Raw genomic sequence first — 22691 nt, forward strand, 5'->3', positions numbered from 1 at the left:
GAACCTTGACATCGATCTCGTCGCCATCGTTGACGATTTCGGAAGGATGCTTGATACGCTTCCAAGCCATGTCGGTAATGTGCAGCAGGCCATCGACGCCACCCAGATCGACGAATGCGCCGTAATCGGTGAGGTTTTTGACGATACCTTTGACTTGTTGGCCTTCCTGCAGGGATTCCAGCAGAGCTTCACGCTCAGCGGAGTTCTCGGCTTCGAGGACGCTACGACGGGAAACGACAACGTTGTTGCGTTTCTGGTCGAGCTTGATGACCTTGAATTCCAGCTCTTTGCCTTCCAGGTGCGTGGTATCGCGCACAGGACGGACGTCAACCAGAGAACCTGGCAGGAACGCACGGATGCCGTTAACGTCGACAGTGAAGCCGCCTTTAACCTTACCGTTGATAACGCCCTTGACCACTTCTTCGGCTGCGAAGGCTGCTTCCAGAACAATCCAGCATTCAGCGCGCTTGGCTTTTTCACGGGACAGCTTGGTTTCGCCAAAGCCGTCTTCAACCGAGTCCAGAGCAACGTGAACTTCGTCACCGACGTTGATAGTCAGTTCGCCAGCATCGTTGTAGAACTGCTCAAGCGGGATGAGTGCTTCAGACTTCAGGCCAGCGTGAACGGTTACCCAGCGAGCTTGGTAATCGATATCAACGATAACACCGGTGATGATGGAGCCTGCCTGAAGGTTCAGGGTTTTTAGGCTTTCTTCAAAGAGTTCCGCAAAGCTTTCGCTCATTTTAATTCCTGTGAATGAGGGCGAAGGATACGCCCATCTCCACACCCCAGACGGTGTGGGTTAGTTTCATTTAGAAGAAGCGCCACAGGACTATGACTGGTCCCCTGCGGCCTTCTTGGTCACCCGGCGATATCGCGAATGGCGATCTCGCTCATGATGCGTTCCAGCACCTGATCGATGGATAATTCCGTGGAATCCAGCTGTATGGCGTCAGCCGCCGGCTTGAGCGGGGCTACCGCTCGCTGGGTGTCACGCTCATCGCGTGCACGGATCTCATCTAGCAGACTCGACAGACTAACACCATCGACTTTGCCCTTCAACTGCAAGTATCGACGGCGCGCACGCTCCTCGGCACTGGCAGTGAGGAATATCTTCAGCGGCGCGTCCGGAAAAACCACTGTGCCCATGTCCCGACCGTCAGCCACCAGACCCGGTGCTTCCTGAAAGGCACGCTGGCGCTGCAGCAGCGCCTCACGCACGGCGGGCAATGCCGCGACCTGGGAAGCACCTGAACCAACGCTCTCGGTGCGGATGACATCACTGACTTCGTCACCCTCCAGAATGATCCGCTGCAGCTGACCGTCGGTCGCCGCAATGAACTGCACATCCAGATGAGCGGCCAGTTTTTTCAGCAGTTCTTCATTAGTCAGGTCAACGCCGTGGTTATGCGCAGCGAACGCCAACAGACGATAAAGCGCACCGGAGTCCAGCAGATTCCAGCCCAGGCGCTTGGCCAGTATCCCGGCGACCGTGCCTTTGCCAGAGCCGCTTGGCCCATCAATGGTGATGACCGGTGCAATGATTTTCACGACTGAGCCTCTTGTGCAACACGGATGCCGACCTGCGCGCACAGCGCGAGGAAGTTCGGGAACGACGTCGCGACGTTGGCACAGTCATGGATACGGATCGGCGCAGTGGCGCGCAGCGAAGCCACGCTGAAGGCCATGGCAATCCGGTGATCGCCGTGACCGTGCACTTCGCCGCCGCCGATCAGGCCGCCGTCGATGATGATGCCGTCCGGGGTTGGTTCGCATTTGACGCCCAGCGCCAGCAAGCCATCGGCCATGACCTGGATACGGTCGGACTCCTTGACTCGCAGCTCTTCGGCGCCGCGCAACACGGTGCGCCCTTCGGCACAGGCCGCCGCCACAAACAGCACCGGGAATTCGTCGATGGCCAGCGGAACCAGCGCTTCGGGAATCTCGATACCTTTGAGTTTAGCTGCACGTACGCGCAGATCCGCCACCGGCTCACCGCCGACTTCACGCTGGTTTTCCAGGGTGATGTCAGCGCCCATCAGGCGCAGGATGTCGATCACGCCAGTACGGGTCGGGTTGATGCCGACGTGCTCAAGCACCAGCTCAGAACCTTCGGCGATCGACGCGGCCACCAGGAAGAACGCCGACGACGAGATATCGCCCGGCACTTCAATGTGGGTCGCGGTCAACTTGTGGCCGGACTCGACCGATGCGGTGGCACCGTTGACGGTCACCGGGTAGCCGAAGCCACGCAGCATGCGCTCGGTGTGGTCGCGGGTCGGAGCCGGCTCGGTGACGGTGGTCTTGCCTTCGGCGTAAAGGCCGGCCAGCAACAGGCAGGATTTAACCTGGGCACTGGCCATCGGCATGGTGTAAGTCAGGCCCTTGAGCTTGTTGCCGCCACGAATAGTCATCGGTGGACGACCTTCAGCAGCAGTCTCGATCACCGCACCCATTTCACGCAGCGGATTGGCCACGCGATTCATCGGGCGCTTGGACAGCGACGCATCGCCAGTGAGCGTGCTATCGAAGTCCTGCGCAGCCAGCAGGCCAGACAGCAGACGCATCGACGTACCGGAGTTGCCCAGATAGATCGGGCCCGGCGCAGGCTTCAAGCCATGCAGGCCGACGCCGTGAATGGTCACGCGACCGTGGTGCGGACCTTCGATCACCACGCCCATGTCGCGGAAGGCTTGCAAGGTTGCCAGGGCATCTTCGCCCTCGAGGAAACCTTCCACTTCGGTGACGCCTTCAGCCAGGGAGCCGAGCATGATCGAACGGTGGGAAATCGATTTGTCGCCCGGTACTCGAATCCGCCCAGTCAGGCGGCCACCAGGTTGTGCCAGGAAAATCAGGTCGTTGGAATTCATAGCGTCCACATAAGCCCGGCGGGCCAGGATTTTACTGAAATGTTCGCGGGCAACCCGGGCGCGAGTGAACACGCCCAACAATTGGTGCCCATCCCCTGCATCGACCGCGTCGCGCAAGGCGTCGAGGTCGCTGCGAAATGTATCAAGTGTGCGCAGGACAGCTTCGCGGTTGGCGAGGAAGATGTCGTGCCACATGACCGGGTCGCTACCTGCGATTCTTGTGAAATCGCGGAAACCGCCCGCAGCGTAACGGAAGATCTCAAGATTTTCATTGCGCTTGGCCAACGAATCGACCAGACCGAACGCCAACAAGTGCGGCAAATGGCTGGTCGCCGCCAACACTTCGTCGTGACGCTCGACCTGCATGTGCTCGACATCCGCGCCCAATTCGCGCCACAAACGGTCGACCATTGCCAGCGCGGCCGGATCGGTTTGATCCAGCGGCGTCAAAATCACTTTATGGCGACGGAACAGCTCGGCATTAGAGGCTTCCACCCCGCTCTGCTCGGACCCGGCAATCGGATGGCCCGGCACAAAACGCGTCGGCATGCCGCCAAATGCTTCGGTCGCGGCACGCACCACGTTGCCTTTGGCGCTGCCAACGTCGGTGAGAATCGCTTGCCCCAGGTCCATGCCGGCCAATCGACCAAGCATTTTTTCCATGGCGAGGATCGGCACGGCGAGCTGGATCACATCCGCGCCCTGACAAGCAACGGCCAGGTCTTCTTCGCAGCGATCCACCACGCCCAATTCAACCGCGAGCTTGCGCGACTGCGGGTCGAGATCGACCCCGACCACTTCGCGGCACAGGCCACTTTCACGCAACCCCTTGGCAAACGAACCGCCGATCAACCCCAGACCGACCACCACCAGGCGACCGATCATAGGGGCAGCAGATTGCAGCGCAGTGACATCAACCACGAGCCAGAACCTTGGTCAGCGCCTCGAGGAAGCGACTGTTTTCAGCCGGCAAACCGATGGTGATGCGCAGATGGTTCGGCATGCCGTAGTTGGCGACCGGACGCACGATCACGCCTTCGCGTAGCAAACCCTGGAAGATCGGCGCAGCCACCTGCCCCATATCGACGCAGATGAAGTTGCCCTTGGATGGAATCCAGCTCAGCCCCAACTCACGCAATCCCACTTCCAGTTGCTGCATGCCGGATTCGTTCAGGCGACGGCTTTCAGCCAGGTAGTCGGTGTCTTGCAGCGCAGCGCACGCAGCGGCCAAGGCCAGGCTGTTGACGTTGAACGGCTGACGCACGCGGTTCAGCACATCGGCGACTACGGCGGTGGACAAGCCATAACCGACCCGCAGCGCCGCCAGGCCATAAGCCTTGGAGAACGTGCGCGAAACCAGCAGATTCGGGTACGCCGCCAGGAAGTCCAGGCCATCCGGCAAGTCGCTGCCCTCGGCGTATTCGATGTAGGCCTCGTCCAGCACCACCAGAACATGCTCAGGCACATCCTGCAGGAACTCGTCCAGCGCCTCGGCACCGAACCAGGTTCCGGTCGGGTTGTTCGGGTTGGCGATGAACACCACACGGGTATCGGCATCGATCGCGGCCAGCATGGCCGGCAGGTCATGGCCCCAGTCTTTGGCCGGGATCACTTTGGCCGTCGCGCCGACGGCTTGAGTGGCGATCGGATAGACCGCAAACGCATGCTCACTGAACACCGCGTTCAGGCCGGGCGCCAGGTAAGCGCGCGCCACCAGTTCCAGAATGTCGTTGGAACCGTTGCCCAGCGTCACTTGATTCAGCTCGACGCGGCACTGCTCGGCCAGCAGGGTCTTGAGCGCAAAACCGTTGCCGTCCGGATAGCGGGTCAGCTCGGTCAGTTCGTCGCGAATGGCCGCCAGCGCCTTGGGACTGGCGCCCAACGGGTTTTCATTGCTGGCCAGCTTGATGATTTTGGCCGGATCGATGTTCAGCTCACGCGCCAGTTCGTCCACGGGTTTGCCCGGAACGTAAGGCGAAAGTTGTTGCACGCCCGGCTGTGCCAGAGCGAGGAAGTTGCCACTCATTTGCTACCCCTTAGAGAACTGCTTTCGGGTAGGAACCCAGCACTTTGAGTGCTACTGCTTCCTGACTGATCTTTTCCAATACGCCTTTGATCAACGGATCACGGTGGTGACCGACGAAGTCGATGAAGAACACGTAGGTCCATTTACCGCTGCGCGACGGACGGGTCTCGATTCGCGTCAGGTCGATGCCGTTGTCATGGAACGGCACCAGCAACTCATGAAGCGCACCGGGCTTGTTGCTCATGGAGACGATGATCGAGGTCTTGTCGTCGCCGGTCGGCGGCACTTCCTGGCTGCCGATCATCAGGAATCGCGTGGAGTTGTCCGGGCGATCCTCGATTTTCTCGGCCAGACGGGTCAACCCGTACAAGCTTGCCGCCATGTCGCCGGCAATCGCCGCCGAGTTCCACTCACCCTTGACCCGCTTGGCCGCTTCGGCGTTGCTCGAAACCGCCACGCGCTCGACATTCGGGTAGTGCGCGTCCAGCCACTTGCGGCACTGGGCCAGCGACTGGGCGTGGGAATAGATGCGGCTGATGCTGTCGGTCTTGGTGTTTTCACCGACCAGCAAGTGGTGGTGAATCCGCAACTCGACTTCGCCACAGATGACCATGTCGTGTTCGAGGAAGCTGTCGAGGGTGTGGTTGACCGCGCCCTCGGTGGAGTTTTCCACCGGGACCACGCCAAAATTCACCGCACCGGCCGCCACTTCACGGAACACTTCGTCGATCGCTGCCATCGGCTTGCTGATCACGGCGTGACCGAAGTGTTTCATGGCGGCGGCTTGGGTGAAGGTGCCTTCAGGGCCGAGGTAAGCCACTTTCAGTGGCTGCTCGAGGGCTAGGCACGAGGACATGATTTCGCGGAACAAACGCGCCATCTCTTCGTTGCCCAGCGGCCCCTGGTTGCGCTCCATCACGCGCTTGAGCACCTGAGCTTCGCGCTCAGGACGATAGAACACCGGCACTTCGCCTTCGGCCAGCGAGGCCATCTTTACTCGCGCAACTTCCTGGGCGCAGCGTGCGCGCTCACTGATCAGCTCCAGGACTTTGGTGTCCAGGGCATCAATGCGAACGCGCAGTGCCTTGAGTTCTTGCTCAGACATTAGCCGTGTTCCTTCTCGAACTCTGCCATGTACGAAACCAGTGCGTTGACCGCAACGATGTCGACGGCGTTATAGATGGAGGCACGCATGCCGCCCACGGAACGGTGACCCTTGAGGTTCAACAGGCCACGCTCGTCGGCACCGACCAGAAATGGCTTGTCGAGACGATCGTCAGCCAGGCGGAATGGCACGTTCATCCATGAGCGATCCGACTTGTTGATCGGGTTGCTGTACAAGCCGCTGGCGTCGATGAAGTCGTACAGCGTGCGCTGTTTCACTTCATTGAGCTTGCCGATGGCTTCAACACCACCCTGCTCTTTCAGCCACTCGAATACCAGACCGGACAGGTACCAGGCCAGGGTTGGTGGGGTGTTGTACATCGAGCCGTTATCGGCCGCGACCTTGTAGTTGAGCATGGTCGGGCACAGGGAACGGGCATGCCCCAACAGGTCTTCGCGAATGATGTTCACGACGATGCCGCTCGGGCCGATGTTTTTCTGGGCGCCGGCGTAGATCATGCCGAAGCGCGAAACGTCGATTGGACGCGAGAGGATGTCCGAAGACATGTCGGCAACCAGCGGAACGTCACCGGTTTCCGGTACCCAGTTGAATTCCAGACCGCCAATGGTTTCGTTCGGTGCGTAGTGAACGTAGGCCGCATCTTTCGACAGATTCCATTCGTTCTGACCGGGAATAGCGAAATAGTCGTAAGGCTTGGCGGTAGCGGCAACGTTGACGTGGCCGTAGCGCGAGGCTTCTTCGATGGCTTTCTGCGACCAGATACCGGTGTCGATATAGTCGGCGGTGCCGCTTTCCGGCAACAGGTTCAGAGGGATCTGAGCAAATTGCTGGCTGGCGCCACCTTGCAGAAACAGCACTTTGTAGTTCGAGGGGATATTCAGCAGATCACGCAGATCCTGCTCGGCCTTGGTGGCGATGGACACGAACTCATCACTGCGATGGCTCATTTCCATGACCGACAGGCCCTTGCCGTGCCAATCAAGGAGTTCACCCTGGGCGCGCTGCAGGACAGCTTCGGGAAGTGCCGCAGGACCGGCACAGAAGTTATAGGCTCTCTTGCTCACATCCAATCTCGCTCTGATTTGGTGGATCGTACAAACATATCAGTCGACACAGACCCCATGTGGGAGCGGGCTTGCCTGTGGCGAGGGGGCTTGCCCCCGTTCGATTGCGAAGCAATCGCAAACCGGTCACCACGCTCTCATGCAAGATAGCGGCGACTGGTTTCAGGGGCGCTTCGCCCCCCAACGGGGGCAAGCCCCTCGCCACAAAAGCCCGGCACCCACACCGATCTCCATGAGTGTCGATATTTCATCAGGGACAAACAACAAGGGGGCGAATTTTCATCCGCCCCCTGTTTGTCCACTTACTCCTGTGGCTCTTCGTCCGCAGCGGCGTCGAGTTGCTGATCTTCAACAACGTCGTCGATTACGACTTCGCCGTCGAACACCGCACCCTCTTCACCTTCCAGCTCTTCGCCTTCGACTTCCGACGGCTCCTGGACCCGCTCCAGACCGACCAGCGTTTCATCGCTGGCCAGTTTGATGAGGGTCACGCCCTGGGTGTTACGACCCAGACTGGAAACTTCGTCGACACGGGTACGAACCAGTGTGCCCTGGTCGGAAATCAGCATGATCTCCTCGCCGTCGAGTACCTGGACTGCACCGACCAGACGGCCGTTACGGTCGTTGCTGACCATGGCGATAACGCCCTGACCACCACGTTTGTACTCAGGGAACTCGGTGATCGCCGTGCGCTTGCCGAAACCACGGGCCGAAGCGGTCAGGATCTGGCTGCCTTCTTCCGGGATCAGCATGGAAATCAGCTTCTGGCCTTCCGGCAGACGCATGCCGCGAACACCGCGAGCGGTACGGCCCATGGCGCGAACGTCGGTTTCCTTGAAGCGAGTGACCTTGCCGCCGTCGGAGAACAGCATGACTTCGCGCTCGCCATCGGTAATGGCGGCCGAAATCAGTACGTCACCTTCGTCCAGCTCCAACGCGATCAGACCGACGCTGCGTTGACGGCTGAAGGATTCCAGCGGGGTCTTCTTCACGGTGCCTTTGGCAGTGGCCATGAAGATGAAGTGACCTTCGGTGTATTCGTCGACCGGCAGCATGGTGGTGATGTATTCATCACTGTCCAGCGGCAGCAGGTTGACCAGCGGACGACCACGGGCAGCGCGGGAAGCTTCCGGGATTTCGTAGGTTTTCAGCCAGTACACTTTGCCTTTGCTGGAGAACAGCAGCAGCGTGGTGTGGCTGTTGGCGACCAGCAGGTGAGCGATGTAGTCCTCATCCTTGACGCCGGTAGCCGATTTGCCTTTACCGCCACGACGCTGAGCCTGGTACGCAGCCAATGGCTGGGTCTTGGCATAGCCACCGTGGGAAATCGTCACGACGCGCTCTTCTTCCGGGATCATGTCACCCAGGGTCAGGTCGAGACGGGCATCGAGAATCTCGGTGCGGCGCACGTCGCCGTATTCGGCGCGGATCACTTCCAGCTCTTCGCGGATCACTTCCATCAGGCGTGTGGCGCTGCTGAGGATGCGGATCAGCTCGCCGATCTGGTTGAGGATCTCTTGATACTCGGCCAGCAGCTTTTCGTGTTCCAGACCGGTCAGGCGGTGCAGACGCAGTTCCAGAATGGCTTGCGCCTGTTCCGGCGACAGGAAGTACTTGCCTTCGCGCAGACCGTATTGCGGGTCCAGGGTCTCTGGACGGCAAGAGTCAGCGCCGGCACGCTCAACCATCGCGACCACGGCGGAAGATTCCCACGCAGTCTTGATCAGCGCTTCCTTGGCTTCCGACGGGGTCGGCGAAGCCTTGATCAGGGCGATGACCGGGTCGATGTTCGACAGGGCAACCGCTTGACCTTCCAGAATGTGACCACGTTCGCGGGCTTTACGCAGTTCGAACACGGTACGGCGGGTAACCACTTCGCGACGGTGGCGAACGAAAGCTTCCAGCAGGTCCTTGAGGTTCAGGATCCGTGGACGGCCGTCGATCAGCGCGACGATGTTGATACCGAAAACGGCTTGCAGCTGGGTCTGGGCGTAAAGGTTGTTGAGGATGACCTCAGGCACTTCGCCGCGACGCAGCTCGATCACGACGCGCATACCGTCCTTGTCGGACTCGTCGCGCAGTTCGGTGATGCCTTCAAGCTTCTTCTCTTTTACCAGCTCGGCGATCTTCTCGATCAGACGGGCCTTGTTCAGCTGGTATGGGAGTTCGGTGATGACGATCTGCTGACGGCCACCGACCTTGTCGATGTCTTCGATCATCGAGCGGGCGCGCATGTAAATGCGCCCGCGACCGGTGCGGTAGGCTTCGATGATGCCGGCGCGACCGTTGATGATCGCCGCGGTCGGGAAGTCCGGACCAGGGATGTATTGCATCAGCTCATCGATGGTCAACTCAGGGTTGTCGATGAGCGCCAGGCAACCGTCGATGACTTCACCGAGGTTGTGCGGCGGGATGTTGGTCGCCATGCCCACGGCGATACCGCTGGAGCCGTTGACCAGCAGGTTGGGAATACGGGTCGGCATGACCGCCGGGATCATTTCGGTGCCGTCGTAGTTCGGCACCCAGTCCACGGTTTCTTTGTGCAGGTCAGCCAGCAGCTCGTGCGCCAGCTTGGTCATGCGCACTTCGGTGTATCGCATGGCGGCAGCGTTGTCGCCGTCCACCGAACCGAAGTTGCCCTGGCCGTCTACCAGCAGGTAGCGCAGCGAGAATGGCTGCGCCATCCGGACGATGGTGTCGTACACCGCGGTATCACCGTGCGGGTGATACTTACCGATTACGTCACCGACAACACGGGCAGATTTCTTGTACGGCTTGTTGAAGTCGTTGCCCAGCTCGCTCATCGCGAACAGCACACGCCGGTGCACGGGCTTCAAGCCATCGCGCGCATCCGGCAGGGCCCGCCCGACGATTACGCTCATCGCGTAGTCGAGGTAGGACTGCTTCAGCTCGTCTTCGATATTGACCGGGAGGATTTCTTTGGCCAGTTCGCCCATGAGAAGCTCGATTCCTTTTTCTGGTGAAACTTCGTCACATCCATATGGGACGAACGAAGCTCGCCGCTGCAGGCTGAGTGCCATGCACCGACTTACGACAAATCAACAAGTTGAACCATGGATTTGCGCAGTAAAGACAACCCCGTGGGACTGCCTCGGAAAACGCCGGATGTTATCACAAGAGCCGCCACGCACCTATCCCCCAGATGCGCATGGAGTGTAGTTAGTTGACTGGTGGCAGGCTGAAAGGGGACGAGAGAGGCTTAGAGCCGTCACAACCCAAGATTCGCAAGCAGAATTTGGGGTATCAGGAGCGGGAGACCGAGTCATCGTTCTTCGCGGGCAAGCCTCGCTCCTACAGATCGCGCGAACCTGTAGGAGCGAGGCTTGCCCGCGAAGGCGATTTATCAGGCGCCAGAAATCTTTAATGCAGACGCTTACGGCACATCAACTGCGCCATTTTCGCGGTGTCCGGGCGTTCGACGATGCCTTTTTCGGTGACGATCGCATCGATCAGGTCCGCCGGGGTCACGTCGAACACCGGGTTGAACGCATCAACCTCCGCCCCGACCCGCTTGCCGCCGACTTCCAGCAACTCGCGACCATCGCGCTCTTCGATAGGAATCTCGTCGCCGCTGGCCAGGTTCATGTCGATGGTCGAACTCGGCGCCACCACCATGAAGCGCACGCCGTGGTGCATGGCGTTAACCGCCAACTGATACGTGCCGATCTTGTTCGCCACGTCGCCATTGGCGGTGATCCGGTCAGCGCCGACGATCACCCAGGTCACGCCTTTGGTTTTCATGATGTGCGCGGCGGCGGAGTCGGCGTTGACGGTCACGGGAATGCCTTCATTGGCCAATTCCCAGGCGGTCAATCGCGAACCTTGCAGCCATGGGCGGGTTTCGTCGGCGTAGACGCGCTCGACCATGCCTTCGATAAAGGCCCCGCGAATCACCCCCAACGCCGTTCCGAAGCCGCCGGTGGCCAGTGCGCCGGTATTGCAGTGAGTCAGGATTGCTTGCGCATTGCCTTGGTGCTTGCGGATCAGGTCCACACCAAGTTGCGCCATGGTCAGGTTGGCTTCGCGATCACTTTCATGAATGGCGATGGCTTCCGCTTCAAGCACGGCCAGCGGATCGGCGTGATGCTTCAAGCGCTCAAGCCGTTCGCGCATACGGCCCAGGGCCCAGAACAAATTGACTGCGGTTGGACGGGAATCGGCGAGCAGCGCGAAATCTTCTTCCAGCGCCGTATGCCAATCGCCACCCTCGGCGAAGCGGGCACGGGCCGCCAACACCACGCCATAGGCGGCACTGATGCCGATGGCCGGCGCGCCGCGCACCACCATCGAGCGAATGGCCTCGGCCACGCCCGCGGCGCCGGTGTAGGCGATCCACGTTTCCTCGAACGGCAAAACACGCTGATCCAGCAGGTACAGGGCGCCATCACGCCAATCGATGGCCTTCACCTTCTCCGCAGCCAACAGTCGATCGCGCATCCCACACCCCGCACTCATGAACAAAAGCCGCCGATTATAGCGATCCCCCCGCGAAGACGCTCGGGTATACTTCGCCATCCTTTACAAAAGCACTGGAACCGACCCTCGATGCCGAACACTGCCGCTGCGCTCGACCTGTTATTGCTGCCGACCTGGCTGGTACCCGTCGAACCCGCTGGCGTTGTCCTCAAAGAGCACGGCCTGGGCATTCGCGACGGGCGCATTGTGTTTATCGGCCCAAGGTCGGCTGCGCTGAAGCTTAACGCAACCGAAGTGCGTGAGTTGCCGGACATGTTGCTCAGCCCCGGCCTGATCAATGCCCACGGGCATGCGGCGATGACGCTGTTCCGGGGCCTGGCCGACGATCTACCGCTGATGACCTGGCTGGAAAACCACATTTGGCCCGCCGAGGCCAAGTGGGTCGATGAAGCGTTTGTACGCGATGGCACCGACCTGGCGATCGCCGAGCAGATCAAAGGTGGCATCACCTGCTTCTCTGACATGTATTTCTTCCCGAAGGTTGCCAGCGAGCGGGTGCATAACAGCGGTATTCGCGCGCAGATCGCCATTCCGATTCTCGACTTCCCGATTCCAGGCGCCGGCACGGCGGACGAAGCCATTCGTCAGGGCGTCGAATTGTTCGGTGACCTCAAGCACCACGAGCGGATAAAAGTCATCTTCGGCCCCCATGCGCCCTACACCGTGGGCGACGAGAACCTGGAGAAAATCCGGGTGATCGCCGAAGAGCTGGACGCCTCGATTCACATGCACGTCCATGAAACCGCGTTCGAAGTGCAGCAATCGGTCGAGCAGCGCGGTGAACGCCCACTGGCCCGACTCGGACGCCTGGGATTGCTCGGCCCGCGCTTCCAGGCCGTTCACATGACCCAGATCAGCGATGAAGACCTGGTGCTGCTGGTAGAAAGCAACACCAATGTGATTCATTGCCCGGAGTCCAATCTCAAGCTGGCGAGCGGCTTCTGCCCGGTCGAGCGTCTGTGGCAGGCCGGCGTCAATGTCGCCGTCGGTACCGATGGCGCGGCCAGCAACAACGACCTCGACTTGCTCGGCGAAACCCGCACTGCCGCACTGCTGGCCAAGGCTGTCGCTGGCTCGGCCACCGCGCTGGACGCCCATCGTGCGCTGCGCATGGCCACGCTCAACGGCGCCCGCGCGCTGGGGATCGAGGCTGAAACCGGCTCGCTGGAAGTCGGCAAAGCCGCGGACATCGTCGCGTTCGACCTGTCGGGCCTGGCACAGCAACCGGTCTACGATCCGGTTTCGCAGCTTATATACGCCACCGGCCGCGACTGCGTGAAACACCTGTGGGTCGCCGGCACACAATTGCTCGACGACCGTCGCCTGACCCGCCTGGACGAGGAACAGCTCTGCGCCACCGCCAAGGCCTGGGGTCAACGCATCAGCGGCCACACCGAATAGTAAGCCCCCCGGACTGAATTCCGGGGCAACAGGATTTTTCAAGTTTTAGAGGACTTAAACCATGAGCAACGTCGACTACGCCGAAATCGCCAAATTCGAAGCCCTGGCCCACCGCTGGTGGGACCGCGAAAGCGAGTTCAAACCGCTGCACGACATCAACCCGCTGCGGGTCAACTGGATTGACGAACGGGTCAATCTGGCCGGCAAGAAAGTCCTCGATGTGGGCTGCGGCGGCGGCATCCTCAGCGAAGCCATGGCTCAGCGCGGCGCTACCGTCATGGGCATCGACATGGGTGAAGCGCCACTGGCGGTCGCGCAATTGCATCAGCTGGAATCCGGCGTGAGCGTTGAATACCGACAGATCACCGCCGAAGCGCTGGCCGAAGAAATGCCTGAGCAGTTCGACGTGGTCACCTGCTTGGAAATGCTCGAGCACGTGCCGGATCCGTCCTCGGTGATCCGCGCCTGCTTCAAAATGGTCAAACCGGGCGGCCAGGTGTTCTTCTCCACCATCAACCGCAATCCGAAGGCGTATCTGTTCGCCATCGTCGGCGCCGAATACATCATGAAGTTGCTGCCACGGGGCACTCACGACTTCAAGAAGTTCATCCGCCCTTCCGAGCTGGGTGCCTGGAGCCGCATGGCTGGTCTGACCGTCAAGGACATCATCGGGCTGACGTACAATCCGCTGACCAAGCACTACAAACTGGCGTCCGACGTGGACGTCAACTACATGATCCAGACCCTGCGCGAGGAGTAAGCCGATGCGTATCAGAGCAGTCCTTTTCGACATGGACGGCACCCTGCTCGACACCGCGCCGGACTTCATCGCCATCTGCCAGGCGATGCGCGCCGATCGCGGCTTGCCGCCGGTCAACGACAAACACATCCGCGACGAGATTTCCGGTGGCGCCAAGGCGATGGTCGCCGTGACCTTCTCCATGGACCCGGAATCACCGGGCTTTGAAGAACTGCGCCTGGAGTTCCTCGAGCGTTACCTCAAGGATTGCGCGGTCCACAGCAAGCTGTTCGACGGCATGGGCGAACTGCTGGCCGACATCGAGAAGGCCAACCTGATCTGGGGCGTGGTGACCAACAAGCCTGTGCGCTTCGCCGAGCCGATCATGCAACAACTGGGGCTGGCTGAACGCTCGGCGCTGCTGATCTGCCCAGACCATGTCAAAAACAGTAAACCGGACCCTGAGCCATTGATCCTGGCGTGCAAGATGCTCGACCTGGACCCGGCCAGCGTGTTGTTCGTGGGTGATGATCTGCGCGATATCGAGTCCGGTCGTGATGCCGGCACCAAAACGGCTGCCGTGACCTACGGCTACATTCACCCGGACGATAACCCGCGGCATTGGGGTGCGGATGTGGTGGTGGATCATCCCCTTGAGTTGCGCAAGGTTTTGGATAGCGCCCTCTGCGGCTGCTGACCTGATGGTTGCCGGGAACATTGTGGCGAGGGGGCTTGCCCCCGTTGGGCTGCGCAGCGGCCCCAAAATCTTCCGACGCGATTTCCCTGACGCAATCGAGGCTAATATTTTGGGGCCGCTTCGCGACCCAACGGGGGCAAGCCCCCTCGCCACAAAAGCATTCTCGCCACAGGTGTGATGCCTGCAAATTGAATTGTTGTGAGGTTTCTTATGTTTGATTATTCCGCCCGCCCTGAATTGCTCAAGGACCGGGTCATTCTGGTCACCGGCGCAGGTCGCGGCATTGGCGCTGCGGCTGCGAAAACTTACGCAGCCCATGGCGCCACCGTGTTGTTGCTGGGCAAGACCGAAGCCAACCTGACTCAGGTCTATGACGAAATCGAGGCCGCCGGGCATCCACAACCCGCGGTGATCCCGTTCAACCTGGAAACCGCGCTGCCTCATCAATACGACGAGCTGGCCGCGATGATCGAAACAGAGTTCGGCCACCTCGACGGTTTGCTGCACAACGCGTCGATCATTGGTCCACGCACGCCGATCGAGCAACTGTCCGGCGAAAACTTCATGCGCGTCATGCAAGTGAACGTCAACGCCATGTTCATGCTGACTAGCACCCTGCTGCCCCTGCTCAAGCTGTCCCAGGACGCTTCGGTGGTGTTCACCTCCAGCAGCGTCGGTCGCAAGGGTCGTGCGTACTGGGGCGCTTATGGCGTCTCCAAGTTTGCCACCGAAGGCCTGATGCAAACCCTGGCCGACGAAGTCGACACCGTGGCGCCAGTGCGCTCCAACAGCATCAACCCGGGCGCCACCCGCACCAGCATGCGCGCCCAGGCTTACCCGGGTGAAAACCCGCTGAACAACCCCACGCCTGAGGAGATCATGCCGGTCTACCTGTACCTGATGGGCCCGGACAGTGCGGGCATCAACGGCCAGGCTTTCAACGCTCAGTAACAACCGCACGTCGCTTTTTGTACCGCGTCGGGTTCCCGGCGCGGCGCTCAAAGTGTTTCGTAACTGCAGCCGCGCCAGTCAAATCGCCGTCGATCCGTCTGACAGAAACTCACGACAAGTCTCACAAAATATTGATTTTTAACGCTTTTTATTCAAATGAACTCATTGGCATGACTTTCGCTCTAAAGTTGCTCAGACACGCCGTGTGAAAGCAGTCGGGCAGACGCCTCAGTCGATAGGTTACTAATCTTCGGCAAAGCGGACTAAACTTGCGCCAAATGTCCTACGGGACTGATGGACCAGTATGACGCGCAGCCCAAAGCCGCTCTCACCCAGCCTGTAAGACAGCCTTACTGCTTAGGGGCTCACGCCATATGAAATCACCATCCCAGACCAACGCAATTGACTTCGACAGCGCCAAATTGCAACGCCTGGGCTTTGGTCAGCACCCTGCCCTTCTGGAGCGGCCACTCAGCCTTGCACAATTGCGCCAGCAACTCGGCCAGCAGCTGCAAACCAGTCTTGAGCCACAACGAATTCTCGGACTTTTCTTCCGCGAGATTCAGCGCCTTGTGCCGCTGGATGCGTTGAATTATCAGCACCCGGCCAGCGACTTGCGTCTGGAGTTCGGTCAGCGCGGCCATCATTCAGTGTCCTACAGCCTCAGTCATGAAAGCGAGAACCTGGGTGAACTGGTGTTCCGCCGCAATCAGCGATTCAGCGAATACGAACAAGGCAATCTGGAGTCGTTGCTGTCCGCTCTACTGTTCCCGATGCGCAACGCCCTGCTTTACCGCGCGGCGACGCAAAGTGCACTGCGCGATCCGTTGACCGATACCGGCAACCGCATCGCCATGGATCAGACCTTACAGCGTGAAATCGAGATGTCGCGACGCCACTTGATGCCGTTGTCGCTGCTGATGCTGGACATCGATCACTTCAAGAACGTTAACGATAATTACGGGCACAGCGCTGGCGATGACGTACTCAAGGCTGTCGCTGCCTCGATCAAGAACCAGCTGCGGAATGTGGACATGGTATTCCGGTTTGGTGGCGAAGAGTTCCTGATCCTGCTCTCCAACACCACTCGGGAAGCCGCTGCCATGGTCGGCGAACGACTGCGGTTTGCGGCGCAGGCGCAGGATTACAAGGCCGATGGCAATCTGGTCGAGCTGACGGTCAGCCTGGGTTGCTCGACCCTGCTGCCCGGCGAGTCTGCCGATAGTTTGTTGCGTCGGGCCGACAGCGCGTTATATGTCGCCAAGCGCGAAGGGCGTAACCGGTTGGCAATGGCGGGTTAAACTTTTAGCTACGCCAGATGACAATGTGGGAGCGGGCTTGCTCGCGAATGCTGACTGACATTCAACGACGGTGTTGACTGTCAGTGCGCATTCGCGAGCAAGCCCGCTCCCACATTTACTGCGTGTTGCCTATGGATCAGCTTTCGGCCAATGCCATGCGCTCACGCGCGACCGGAGCCTTTTCCGAGTGTTCCAGCTGCATGCAGCGCTCCAGGAACAGGTGCATGTAGTCGTAGCTCTTGCAGACAGCCTCGCGCAATTCCACTTGCAGGGATTTGCTCGGGTTCATGCCCGCCAGCGTGCAGATGATTTCCAGCGCTTCCCAGGGATGGGCATCGTCGTACTGGGCGTGCATCTTCAACCACTTCATCGCCCGCTTGCGATCTTCCTCCGGAAACGCTGCCGCGTAGACACCATTGGAACAGACCAGGGCCGACCACTCCCCGGTCGCCCCTTCGATAGCGTAATTTGTCGCGGCGATGGCGACAATCAGCGAATCCGCCGAACTCGTATGCCAGCACCAGTGACTCAAGGCGTGAAGTTCAGGGGCAACGTGTTGCGCCTGCAAATCTTCCAGGCTGACGCCATGGGCCCGACTCCAGTTCACCCAGTAATCGGCATGGTTCAGTTCGACACGAATGTTGCGCATCAACCAGCGACGCGCCATGTCTTCACCTGGGTGGCGGGCAAAACGAGTCTTGGTCAGGTTTTGTGCCATGTATAACGCGAACTGTTCAACGACCGGCCAGCCACCAATAAGGTACTGACGCATGGTTTTTGCGCTGAGCTTATTGTCTCGCATGCGCTGATACAGTTCGTGTTCGACAACCCGGCGCTTACTCTCGCTGCAGTCCTTGATGAGCTGTTGCGCCCATACGGGATAACTTGCAGCTTCCATGAGTGGTCCGGTTCGGTTGAATGTGTCGATCACTGTCGGGCTCCTTTTGATTGTGATTGTTAGGATCAGCAAGAGATTTCAACGGAACGTGCCGGGCGCCTTGAATAACAAAGGTTGAGGCCTGGCAGGACGACTTTGCAAACTATCGCAGGTAAACAGATGCGGGCGTTCAATGACATACCCTTGAGCGAAGTCGACCCCGATCTCCAGCAATGCCTGCTCAATCTGGGGTGTTTCTACAAACTCGGCAATCGTACGCTTACCCATGACATGGCCGATGTGGTTGATCACTTCTACCATGGCGCGGTTAATCGGGTCGTCCAGCATATCCTTTACGAAACTTCCATCGATCTTCAAGAAGTCTACAGGTAAATGTTTCAAGTAAGCGAATGAGGACATCCCGGCGCAGAAGTCATCCAATGAAAAGTGGCAGCCTAAACCTTTGAGTTCATTGATAAATCTAATTGCACTTCCCAAATTGGAAATTGCACTGGTTTCTGTAATTTCAAAACAAATCATTTCAGGCGGAATGGACCAAGTAACAAACTGTTCCCTCAGGAAGTCCAGAAACGCGTCATCTCCGATAGTAGTGCCTGACAGATTAATCGCACACATGGCCAAAGGACCTTCGCGATCTTCGGCTATACATTGGGCAATGATCTTGAATACGTTCTGCACCACCCAACGATCAAGTGCGGTCATCAGGCCATAACGTTCGGCAGCCGGAATAAAACTGTCAGGCAATATCATGCGCCCGGCTTCATCATGTAGACGCAACAGGATTTCTATATGACCGCCGCCGCGTTCGGTATTGCCAAGGGGCGCGATTTCCTGGGAGTACAGGCAAAAGCGATCCTCTTCCAGGGCCATGTGCAGGCGCTGTACCCACGCCATCTCACCGAAACGCAGAGACAGTTCCGAATCATCAGCGTTATACACCTGAACACGGTTACGCCCTTTTTCCTTGGCCATGTAACAAGCCATATCGGCAGCACGCAGCGAAGCTTCGAGGGTGGTCGGGATTTGCGCGATATGAACCATCCCGATGCTCACCGTTGTGACGAATGGCCGGCCTTTCCACACAAAGTGCAGGTTCTGTACGGTATGGCGCAGGCTCTCGGCAATTTTCTCGGCAACTTCCGGCGGACAGTTTTCCAGCAAAATCCCGAATTCGTCTCCGCCCAGCCGGGCCAGGGTGTCACCTTCGCGCAAGCCCGATTGCAACAACGCGCAGATATGCCGTAGCAGCTCGTCACCCGCCGCATGGCCACAGGTATCGTTGACCAGTTTGAACTGGTCCAGATCAAGGAACATCAAGGCATGGCGCCCGGCGTATCGCGTCAGGTTGTGCAGCGCCTGTTCCAGGCGATACTCGAACTCGCGACGATTGGCCAGCCCGGTCAAGGCGTCGTGTGTCGCCTGCCAGGACAGATTGGCGATGTACTGGCGCTCCTGAGTCATGTCATGCAACACCAGCACGGCGCCACTGACCTTGCCGGCATTGCGGATCGGCGCCCCGACCAGGGTGACCGAGACGGTGCTGCCATCCAGGCGCTGGATCAGTTTGGAATGCTCGCTGCCGCCGCTGAGCTGACCACTCAATATGTGCTCGATCAAGGTAAAACCATCGGCCTGAGCGTTGTCATCCAGCAGATTGAACAAGGCTGCCAGCGGCAAGCCGATGGCCTGCTCGCCTTTCCAGTGTGTCAACGCTTCGGCGGCCGGGTTCATGTAGGCGATCGCACCGTCGACATCCGTGGTGATCACCCCGTCGCCAATGGATTGCAGGGTGATCTGCGCCCGGTCTTTCTCCAACTGCAGGGCCTCGGCAAAGGCATGGCGCTGCTTGAGCAGTTTGTGCGTGCGCATCAGGGCCAATGCGATCAAGCCCAGGGCCGTGGCCAGGTTCGTTACCAGCAGCAGGCGCAGAATCAAGCGCGAGCCCTCGCCCAAGGCATCGCTGAAGGCTTTGGCGGCAGGCGTCACACCATCGTTGATTGCAAAAATCTGCTCCTTCCAGCGCTTGATGTCGGCGTCCGAAGCCCGATTTTCGGTAATGCGCTGATGCATCTCCTGGGCTACGTTATCGAGTTGCACCAGGTACGCATCACCCACCGTCCAGCGGTCGATGGCTTTTTCCAGGTAGCTGAAATGCCGGAAATTGAGGTACAGCCAGATCACGCTGGAGACGTCGTCAGGGTGATTGCCGCCCTTGAGAATCGCCACGCGTGCGGCTCCGATATTCGGTGGCTGGTGATCCAGCGCTACGCGCAACTCGTGGCCCCCCTGGGGTACGGCAATGGCGTTCTGGTATTTGAGGAAAATGGCCCCGTCGCGACTGTCCGCGTAGAGATTGAGGTAATAGATGGCGTCCTTCTGGCCCTTGGACCACAGGCTTTCCCCGGCCACATAGCCGCGAACTGCCGAAAGTACATAGAGACTGACCCCGCCCAACAGCGCTTGAAATAGCACTACGGCAATAAATGGCCAGACGATGCCCAATAACCTGGGGGTTCCGAGAGTCCGCTTTTGCTTCATGAGGTCCCTTGCATTAGCACTGCCAGATCATCATCCAACGTGATCGCTACAGCTAGACTAGGGTGCGGATTCGATCCCGGCAAGCCAGCGCCCATATTTTGCGTGCTCTAGCCGTCAACCTGGCGCGAACTGTCACTATTGCTGCTGTAAATGGCCATAAAGCTTGGCGTACAACCCACCTTCGGCAATCAGCTGCTGATGATCACCATCCTCGGCAATTTGCCCGCCGTCGAATACCAGCACCCGATCGGCCTGTTTCACCGCCGACAACCGATGCGCAATGATCAGCGTGGTGCGGTTGCTCAAGAACAGCGCCAGCGCCTGATGCAGGTTGTATTCGGTGGCAGCGTCCAGCGCCGAGGTGGCCTCGTCGAGAATCACCACCTTGGGTTCGGCCAGCACCATCCGCGCAATCGCCAGCCGTTGCCGCTGGCCACCGGACAAACGCACGCCGGAGCGCCCGACGATGCTGTCCAGGCCATCAGGCAACTCTCGAACCGTCTGGTTCAGCTGGGCAATTTCCAGCGCCTGCCAGCAGGCCTCGTCGCTGCGTATGCGGCCCATCGTCAGGTTGGCGCGCACGGTGTCGTTGAACAGCGCGGGGTGTTGCAGGACCACGGCGACGTTTTCGCGCACGGTCTCCAGGCCGATCTCCTGCTGGGTCGAGCCACCGAAGCGGATGGTCCCGGCAAGGGGCGTGTACAACCCCAGTAGCAACTGCACCAGGGTGCTCTTGCCCCCACCGCTGGCACCGACGATCGCCACTTTTTCACCGGGGGCGATGGACAGGTCCATCTGGTTCAACACCAACTCGTCGCCGTATCCGAAGCTCAAGCCCTGGACTTCGATGCCCACGGTGTCCCGCCCTTGGAAGGGATCGACACCGCCGGGGTATTGGGGCTCATCGGCGCGGGCCAGCAACTCGTTGATCCGCGACAGCGCACCGCCGGCGGCGTAATAGGCGTATTGCAAATTGAGCAGCTGCTCCACCGGACCGATCATGAACCACAGGTAGCTGAACACCGCCAGCATCTGGCCGATGGATAAGTCGGAGAACAACACGGTGAGCATCGCCGCGGCGCGGAAAATATCGATGCCGAACTGGAACAGCAAGCCACTGGCACGGTTCGACGCATCGGTCTTCCACTGCGAGTTCACCGCGTAATCGCGCACTTCCCGGGCCCGCTGTCCCAGACGTCCGAGGAAAAACCCCTGGCGGTTGCCGGCCCGCACTTCTTGAATCGAATCGAGGGTTTCGGTCAGGGCCTGGGTGAAACGCGAGGTGCTGTCGTTCTCGAGCTTCTTCAGGTGCTTGACCCGCTTGCCCAGTTGCACCGTGGCGTAGATCACCAGCGGATTGAACAACATGATCAGCAGCGCCAGCTTCCAGTGCATCCAGATCAGAATGCTGGCGGTGCCGACCAGCGTCAGCATCGCCACGAGGAATCGACTGAGTGTCTCGCCGACAAATTTGTCCAGGGTGTCCAGGTCCGTGACCAGGTGCGTGGTCACTGTGCCGCTGCCCAGGCTTTCGTATTCGCCCAGGGAAATGCGCTTGAGCCGTTCGATCAGCCGTATGCGAATGCGATACACGATGTCTTTGGCCAGCGCCGCGAACAGCTTCGCCTGCACCACGTTGAACAGCAAGGCACCACAGCGCAGCAACAAGGTCACCAGCAGCATCAGGCCGATGTAGCCCGCCGCTTTCTGCCAGCCTTCCGGCAACGCGTGATTCATGATTTTCAGCGCGGAATCGCCATGCCCCAGCAGGACTTCGTCCACCAGCAATGGCAGCAGCAGAGGAATCGGCACGCTGCACAGGGTGGCCAACACCGCCACGCCATTGGCGATCCACAGGGATTTTTTATGGTGAAGGGCCAGGCGACGGATTTCAGCCCAACTCAGCCGATCGACACGCTTGGGAGCTGGCGTGTCATCGGGCAGGTCATGCACAGGCAGCGCGCTCCAGCCAACGGCCGAGCAATGGCGACAATTCACTTAACGGTTGATAGCCATTGGTCAACAGCGCCAGTTGACCATTGCGTTCGGCCAACAGCGTAGGAAATCCGGCAATGCCGAGGTCCTGGACCCAGGTGAAATCGGCGGCGGTCGCGGCGTGCTGATCGGCACGGTCGAATGCGGCGGCAAACTCGATGCGCGGCAGGCCGGCCTGCTCGGCCAACTCGACCAGAACGCTGGCGCGGGTAACGTCTCGGCCTTCGGCGTAGAACGCGTGTTGAATCAGCCCGAGCAGTTTCCACGCGCAATCCGGCGCCAGGTTGCGCGCCGTCACCAGCGCCCGGCATGCAGGTTCGGTGTCGTAGACAAAACCGTCAGGCAACGCACCTTCGGTCTTGAACGGTTGGCCGGTGGCCTCGGTAACGGCCTGCCAATGCTCAAGGATATAGCGCCGGGTGGTCGGCTCCAGCGCCGCGCCGCTGCCGGTGCGCAAACCGCCCACCACCAGATGCACGTCCACCCCTGCGGCCTGCGCCTGCTCGACCAGCGCGTTGGCGACGGGCGCAAAGCCCCAGCACCAGGAACACATCGGGTCCATCACATAGAGCAGGCGTTGGGCAGACA

17 protein-coding genes are annotated in these 22691 nt (G+C 59.7%); 5 read left to right on the top strand and 12 right to left on the bottom strand.

Going from position 1 to position 22691, the window contains the following annotated elements; genetic code table 11:
* The 8 genes from ACIQV9_RS25250 to mtnA form a co-directional block, all read right to left on the bottom strand.
* A partial coding sequence (locus ACIQV9_RS25250; RefSeq protein WP_403107344.1) for a S1 RNA-binding domain-containing protein occupies positions 1-742 on the bottom strand: 742 nt, incomplete at its 3' end.
* A 119-nt stretch (positions 743-861) separates the two neighbouring features.
* Positions 862-1551: a (d)CMP kinase gene (cmk, locus tag ACIQV9_RS25255; protein WP_403107346.1), complete on the bottom strand. Its 690-nt coding sequence runs from the start codon at positions 1549-1551 to the stop codon at positions 862-864.
* Positions 1548-3755: a bifunctional prephenate dehydrogenase/3-phosphoshikimate 1-carboxyvinyltransferase gene (locus tag ACIQV9_RS25260; RefSeq protein ID WP_403107417.1), complete on the bottom strand. Its 2208-nt coding sequence runs from the start codon at positions 3753-3755 to the stop codon at positions 1548-1550. The genes cmk and ACIQV9_RS25260 overlap by 4 nt, the downstream gene beginning before the upstream one ends.
* A 28-nt stretch (positions 3756-3783) precedes the next feature.
* Positions 3784-4896 carry a histidinol-phosphate transaminase gene (gene hisC / locus ACIQV9_RS25265; protein ID WP_403107348.1) on the bottom strand — a complete coding sequence of 371 codons (1113 nt, stop codon included), beginning with the start codon at positions 4894-4896 and terminating at the stop codon, positions 3784-3786.
* A gap of 10 nt (positions 4897-4906) precedes the next feature.
* On the bottom strand, positions 4907-6001 hold the full coding sequence (gene pheA / locus ACIQV9_RS25270; RefSeq protein WP_162436108.1) for a prephenate dehydratase: 1095 nt from the start codon (positions 5999-6001) through the stop codon (positions 4907-4909).
* A complete protein-coding gene (serC, locus tag ACIQV9_RS25275; protein ID WP_403107351.1) occupies positions 6001-7086 on the bottom strand; it encodes a 3-phosphoserine/phosphohydroxythreonine transaminase in 1086 nt (361 codons plus the stop codon). Before serC ends, pheA begins: the two co-directional genes overlap by 1 nt.
* A gap of 302 nt (positions 7087-7388) precedes the next feature.
* Entirely contained in the window at positions 7389-10043 is a 2655-nt protein-coding gene (gyrA, locus tag ACIQV9_RS25280) for a DNA gyrase subunit A (protein ID WP_403107353.1), read from the bottom strand.
* Positions 10044-10467: 424 nt separating this feature from the next.
* On the bottom strand, positions 10468-11544 hold the full coding sequence (mtnA, locus tag ACIQV9_RS25285) for an S-methyl-5-thioribose-1-phosphate isomerase (RefSeq protein WP_403107355.1): 1077 nt from the start codon (positions 11542-11544) through the stop codon (positions 10468-10470).
* 108 nt (positions 11545-11652) lie between these two features.
* Between mtnA and ACIQV9_RS25290 the strand changes: the two genes are divergently transcribed.
* The 5 genes from ACIQV9_RS25290 to ACIQV9_RS25310 all read left to right on the top strand — a co-directional run bounded on the left by ACIQV9_RS25290 (position 11653) and on the right by ACIQV9_RS25310 (position 16672).
* Positions 11653-12984, top strand: a complete 1332-nt coding sequence (locus ACIQV9_RS25290; protein ID WP_403107357.1) for a TRZ/ATZ family hydrolase — start codon at positions 11653-11655, stop codon at positions 12982-12984.
* 61 nt (positions 12985-13045) lie between these two features.
* A complete protein-coding gene (gene ubiG, locus ACIQV9_RS25295) occupies positions 13046-13744 on the top strand; it encodes a bifunctional 2-polyprenyl-6-hydroxyphenol methylase/3-demethylubiquinol 3-O-methyltransferase UbiG (RefSeq protein ID WP_038982154.1) in 699 nt (232 codons plus the stop codon).
* Positions 13745-13748: 4 nt separating this feature from the next.
* Positions 13749-14420, top strand: coding sequence for an N-acetylmuramic acid 6-phosphate phosphatase MupP (gene mupP / locus ACIQV9_RS25300; RefSeq protein ID WP_403107359.1), 672 nt, complete (start codon positions 13749-13751; stop codon positions 14418-14420).
* Positions 14421-14630: 210 nt separating this feature from the next.
* The gene (locus ACIQV9_RS25305; RefSeq protein ID WP_403107361.1) at positions 14631-15371 is read left to right on the top strand and encodes a YciK family oxidoreductase; all 741 of its coding nucleotides are present in this window, start codon (positions 14631-14633) and stop codon (positions 15369-15371) included.
* Between the two features lie 374 nt (positions 15372-15745).
* Positions 15746-16672 carry a GGDEF domain-containing protein gene (locus tag ACIQV9_RS25310; protein WP_403107363.1) on the top strand — a complete coding sequence of 309 codons (927 nt, stop codon included), beginning with the start codon at positions 15746-15748 and terminating at the stop codon, positions 16670-16672.
* Between the two features lie 136 nt (positions 16673-16808).
* Here the strand turns inward: ACIQV9_RS25310 and ACIQV9_RS25315 are convergent, their stop codons facing one another.
* The 4 genes from ACIQV9_RS25315 to ACIQV9_RS25330 all read right to left on the bottom strand — a co-directional run bounded on the left by ACIQV9_RS25315 (position 16809) and on the right by ACIQV9_RS25330 (position 22656).
* Positions 16809-17570: a TenA family transcriptional regulator gene (locus ACIQV9_RS25315; RefSeq protein WP_403107365.1), complete on the bottom strand. Its 762-nt coding sequence runs from the start codon at positions 17568-17570 to the stop codon at positions 16809-16811.
* 78 nt (positions 17571-17648) lie between these two features.
* Positions 17649-20108, bottom strand: coding sequence for an EAL domain-containing protein (locus ACIQV9_RS25320; RefSeq protein ID WP_403107367.1), 2460 nt, complete (start codon positions 20106-20108; stop codon positions 17649-17651).
* Positions 20109-20243: 135 nt separating this feature from the next.
* The gene (locus tag ACIQV9_RS25325; RefSeq protein WP_403107369.1) at positions 20244-22061 is read right to left on the bottom strand and encodes an ABC transporter ATP-binding protein; all 1818 of its coding nucleotides are present in this window, start codon (positions 22059-22061) and stop codon (positions 20244-20246) included.
* The gene (locus ACIQV9_RS25330; protein ID WP_403107419.1) at positions 22054-22656 is read right to left on the bottom strand and encodes a DsbA family protein; all 603 of its coding nucleotides are present in this window, start codon (positions 22654-22656) and stop codon (positions 22054-22056) included. Before ACIQV9_RS25330 ends, ACIQV9_RS25325 begins: the two co-directional genes overlap by 8 nt.
* Between the last annotated feature and the right edge of the window lie 35 nt (positions 22657-22691).

Origin of the sequence: Pseudomonas sp. NPDC099000 (assembly GCF_044759925.1) — a bacterium.
Lineage (GTDB): Bacteria > Pseudomonadota > Gammaproteobacteria > Pseudomonadales > Pseudomonadaceae > Aquipseudomonas.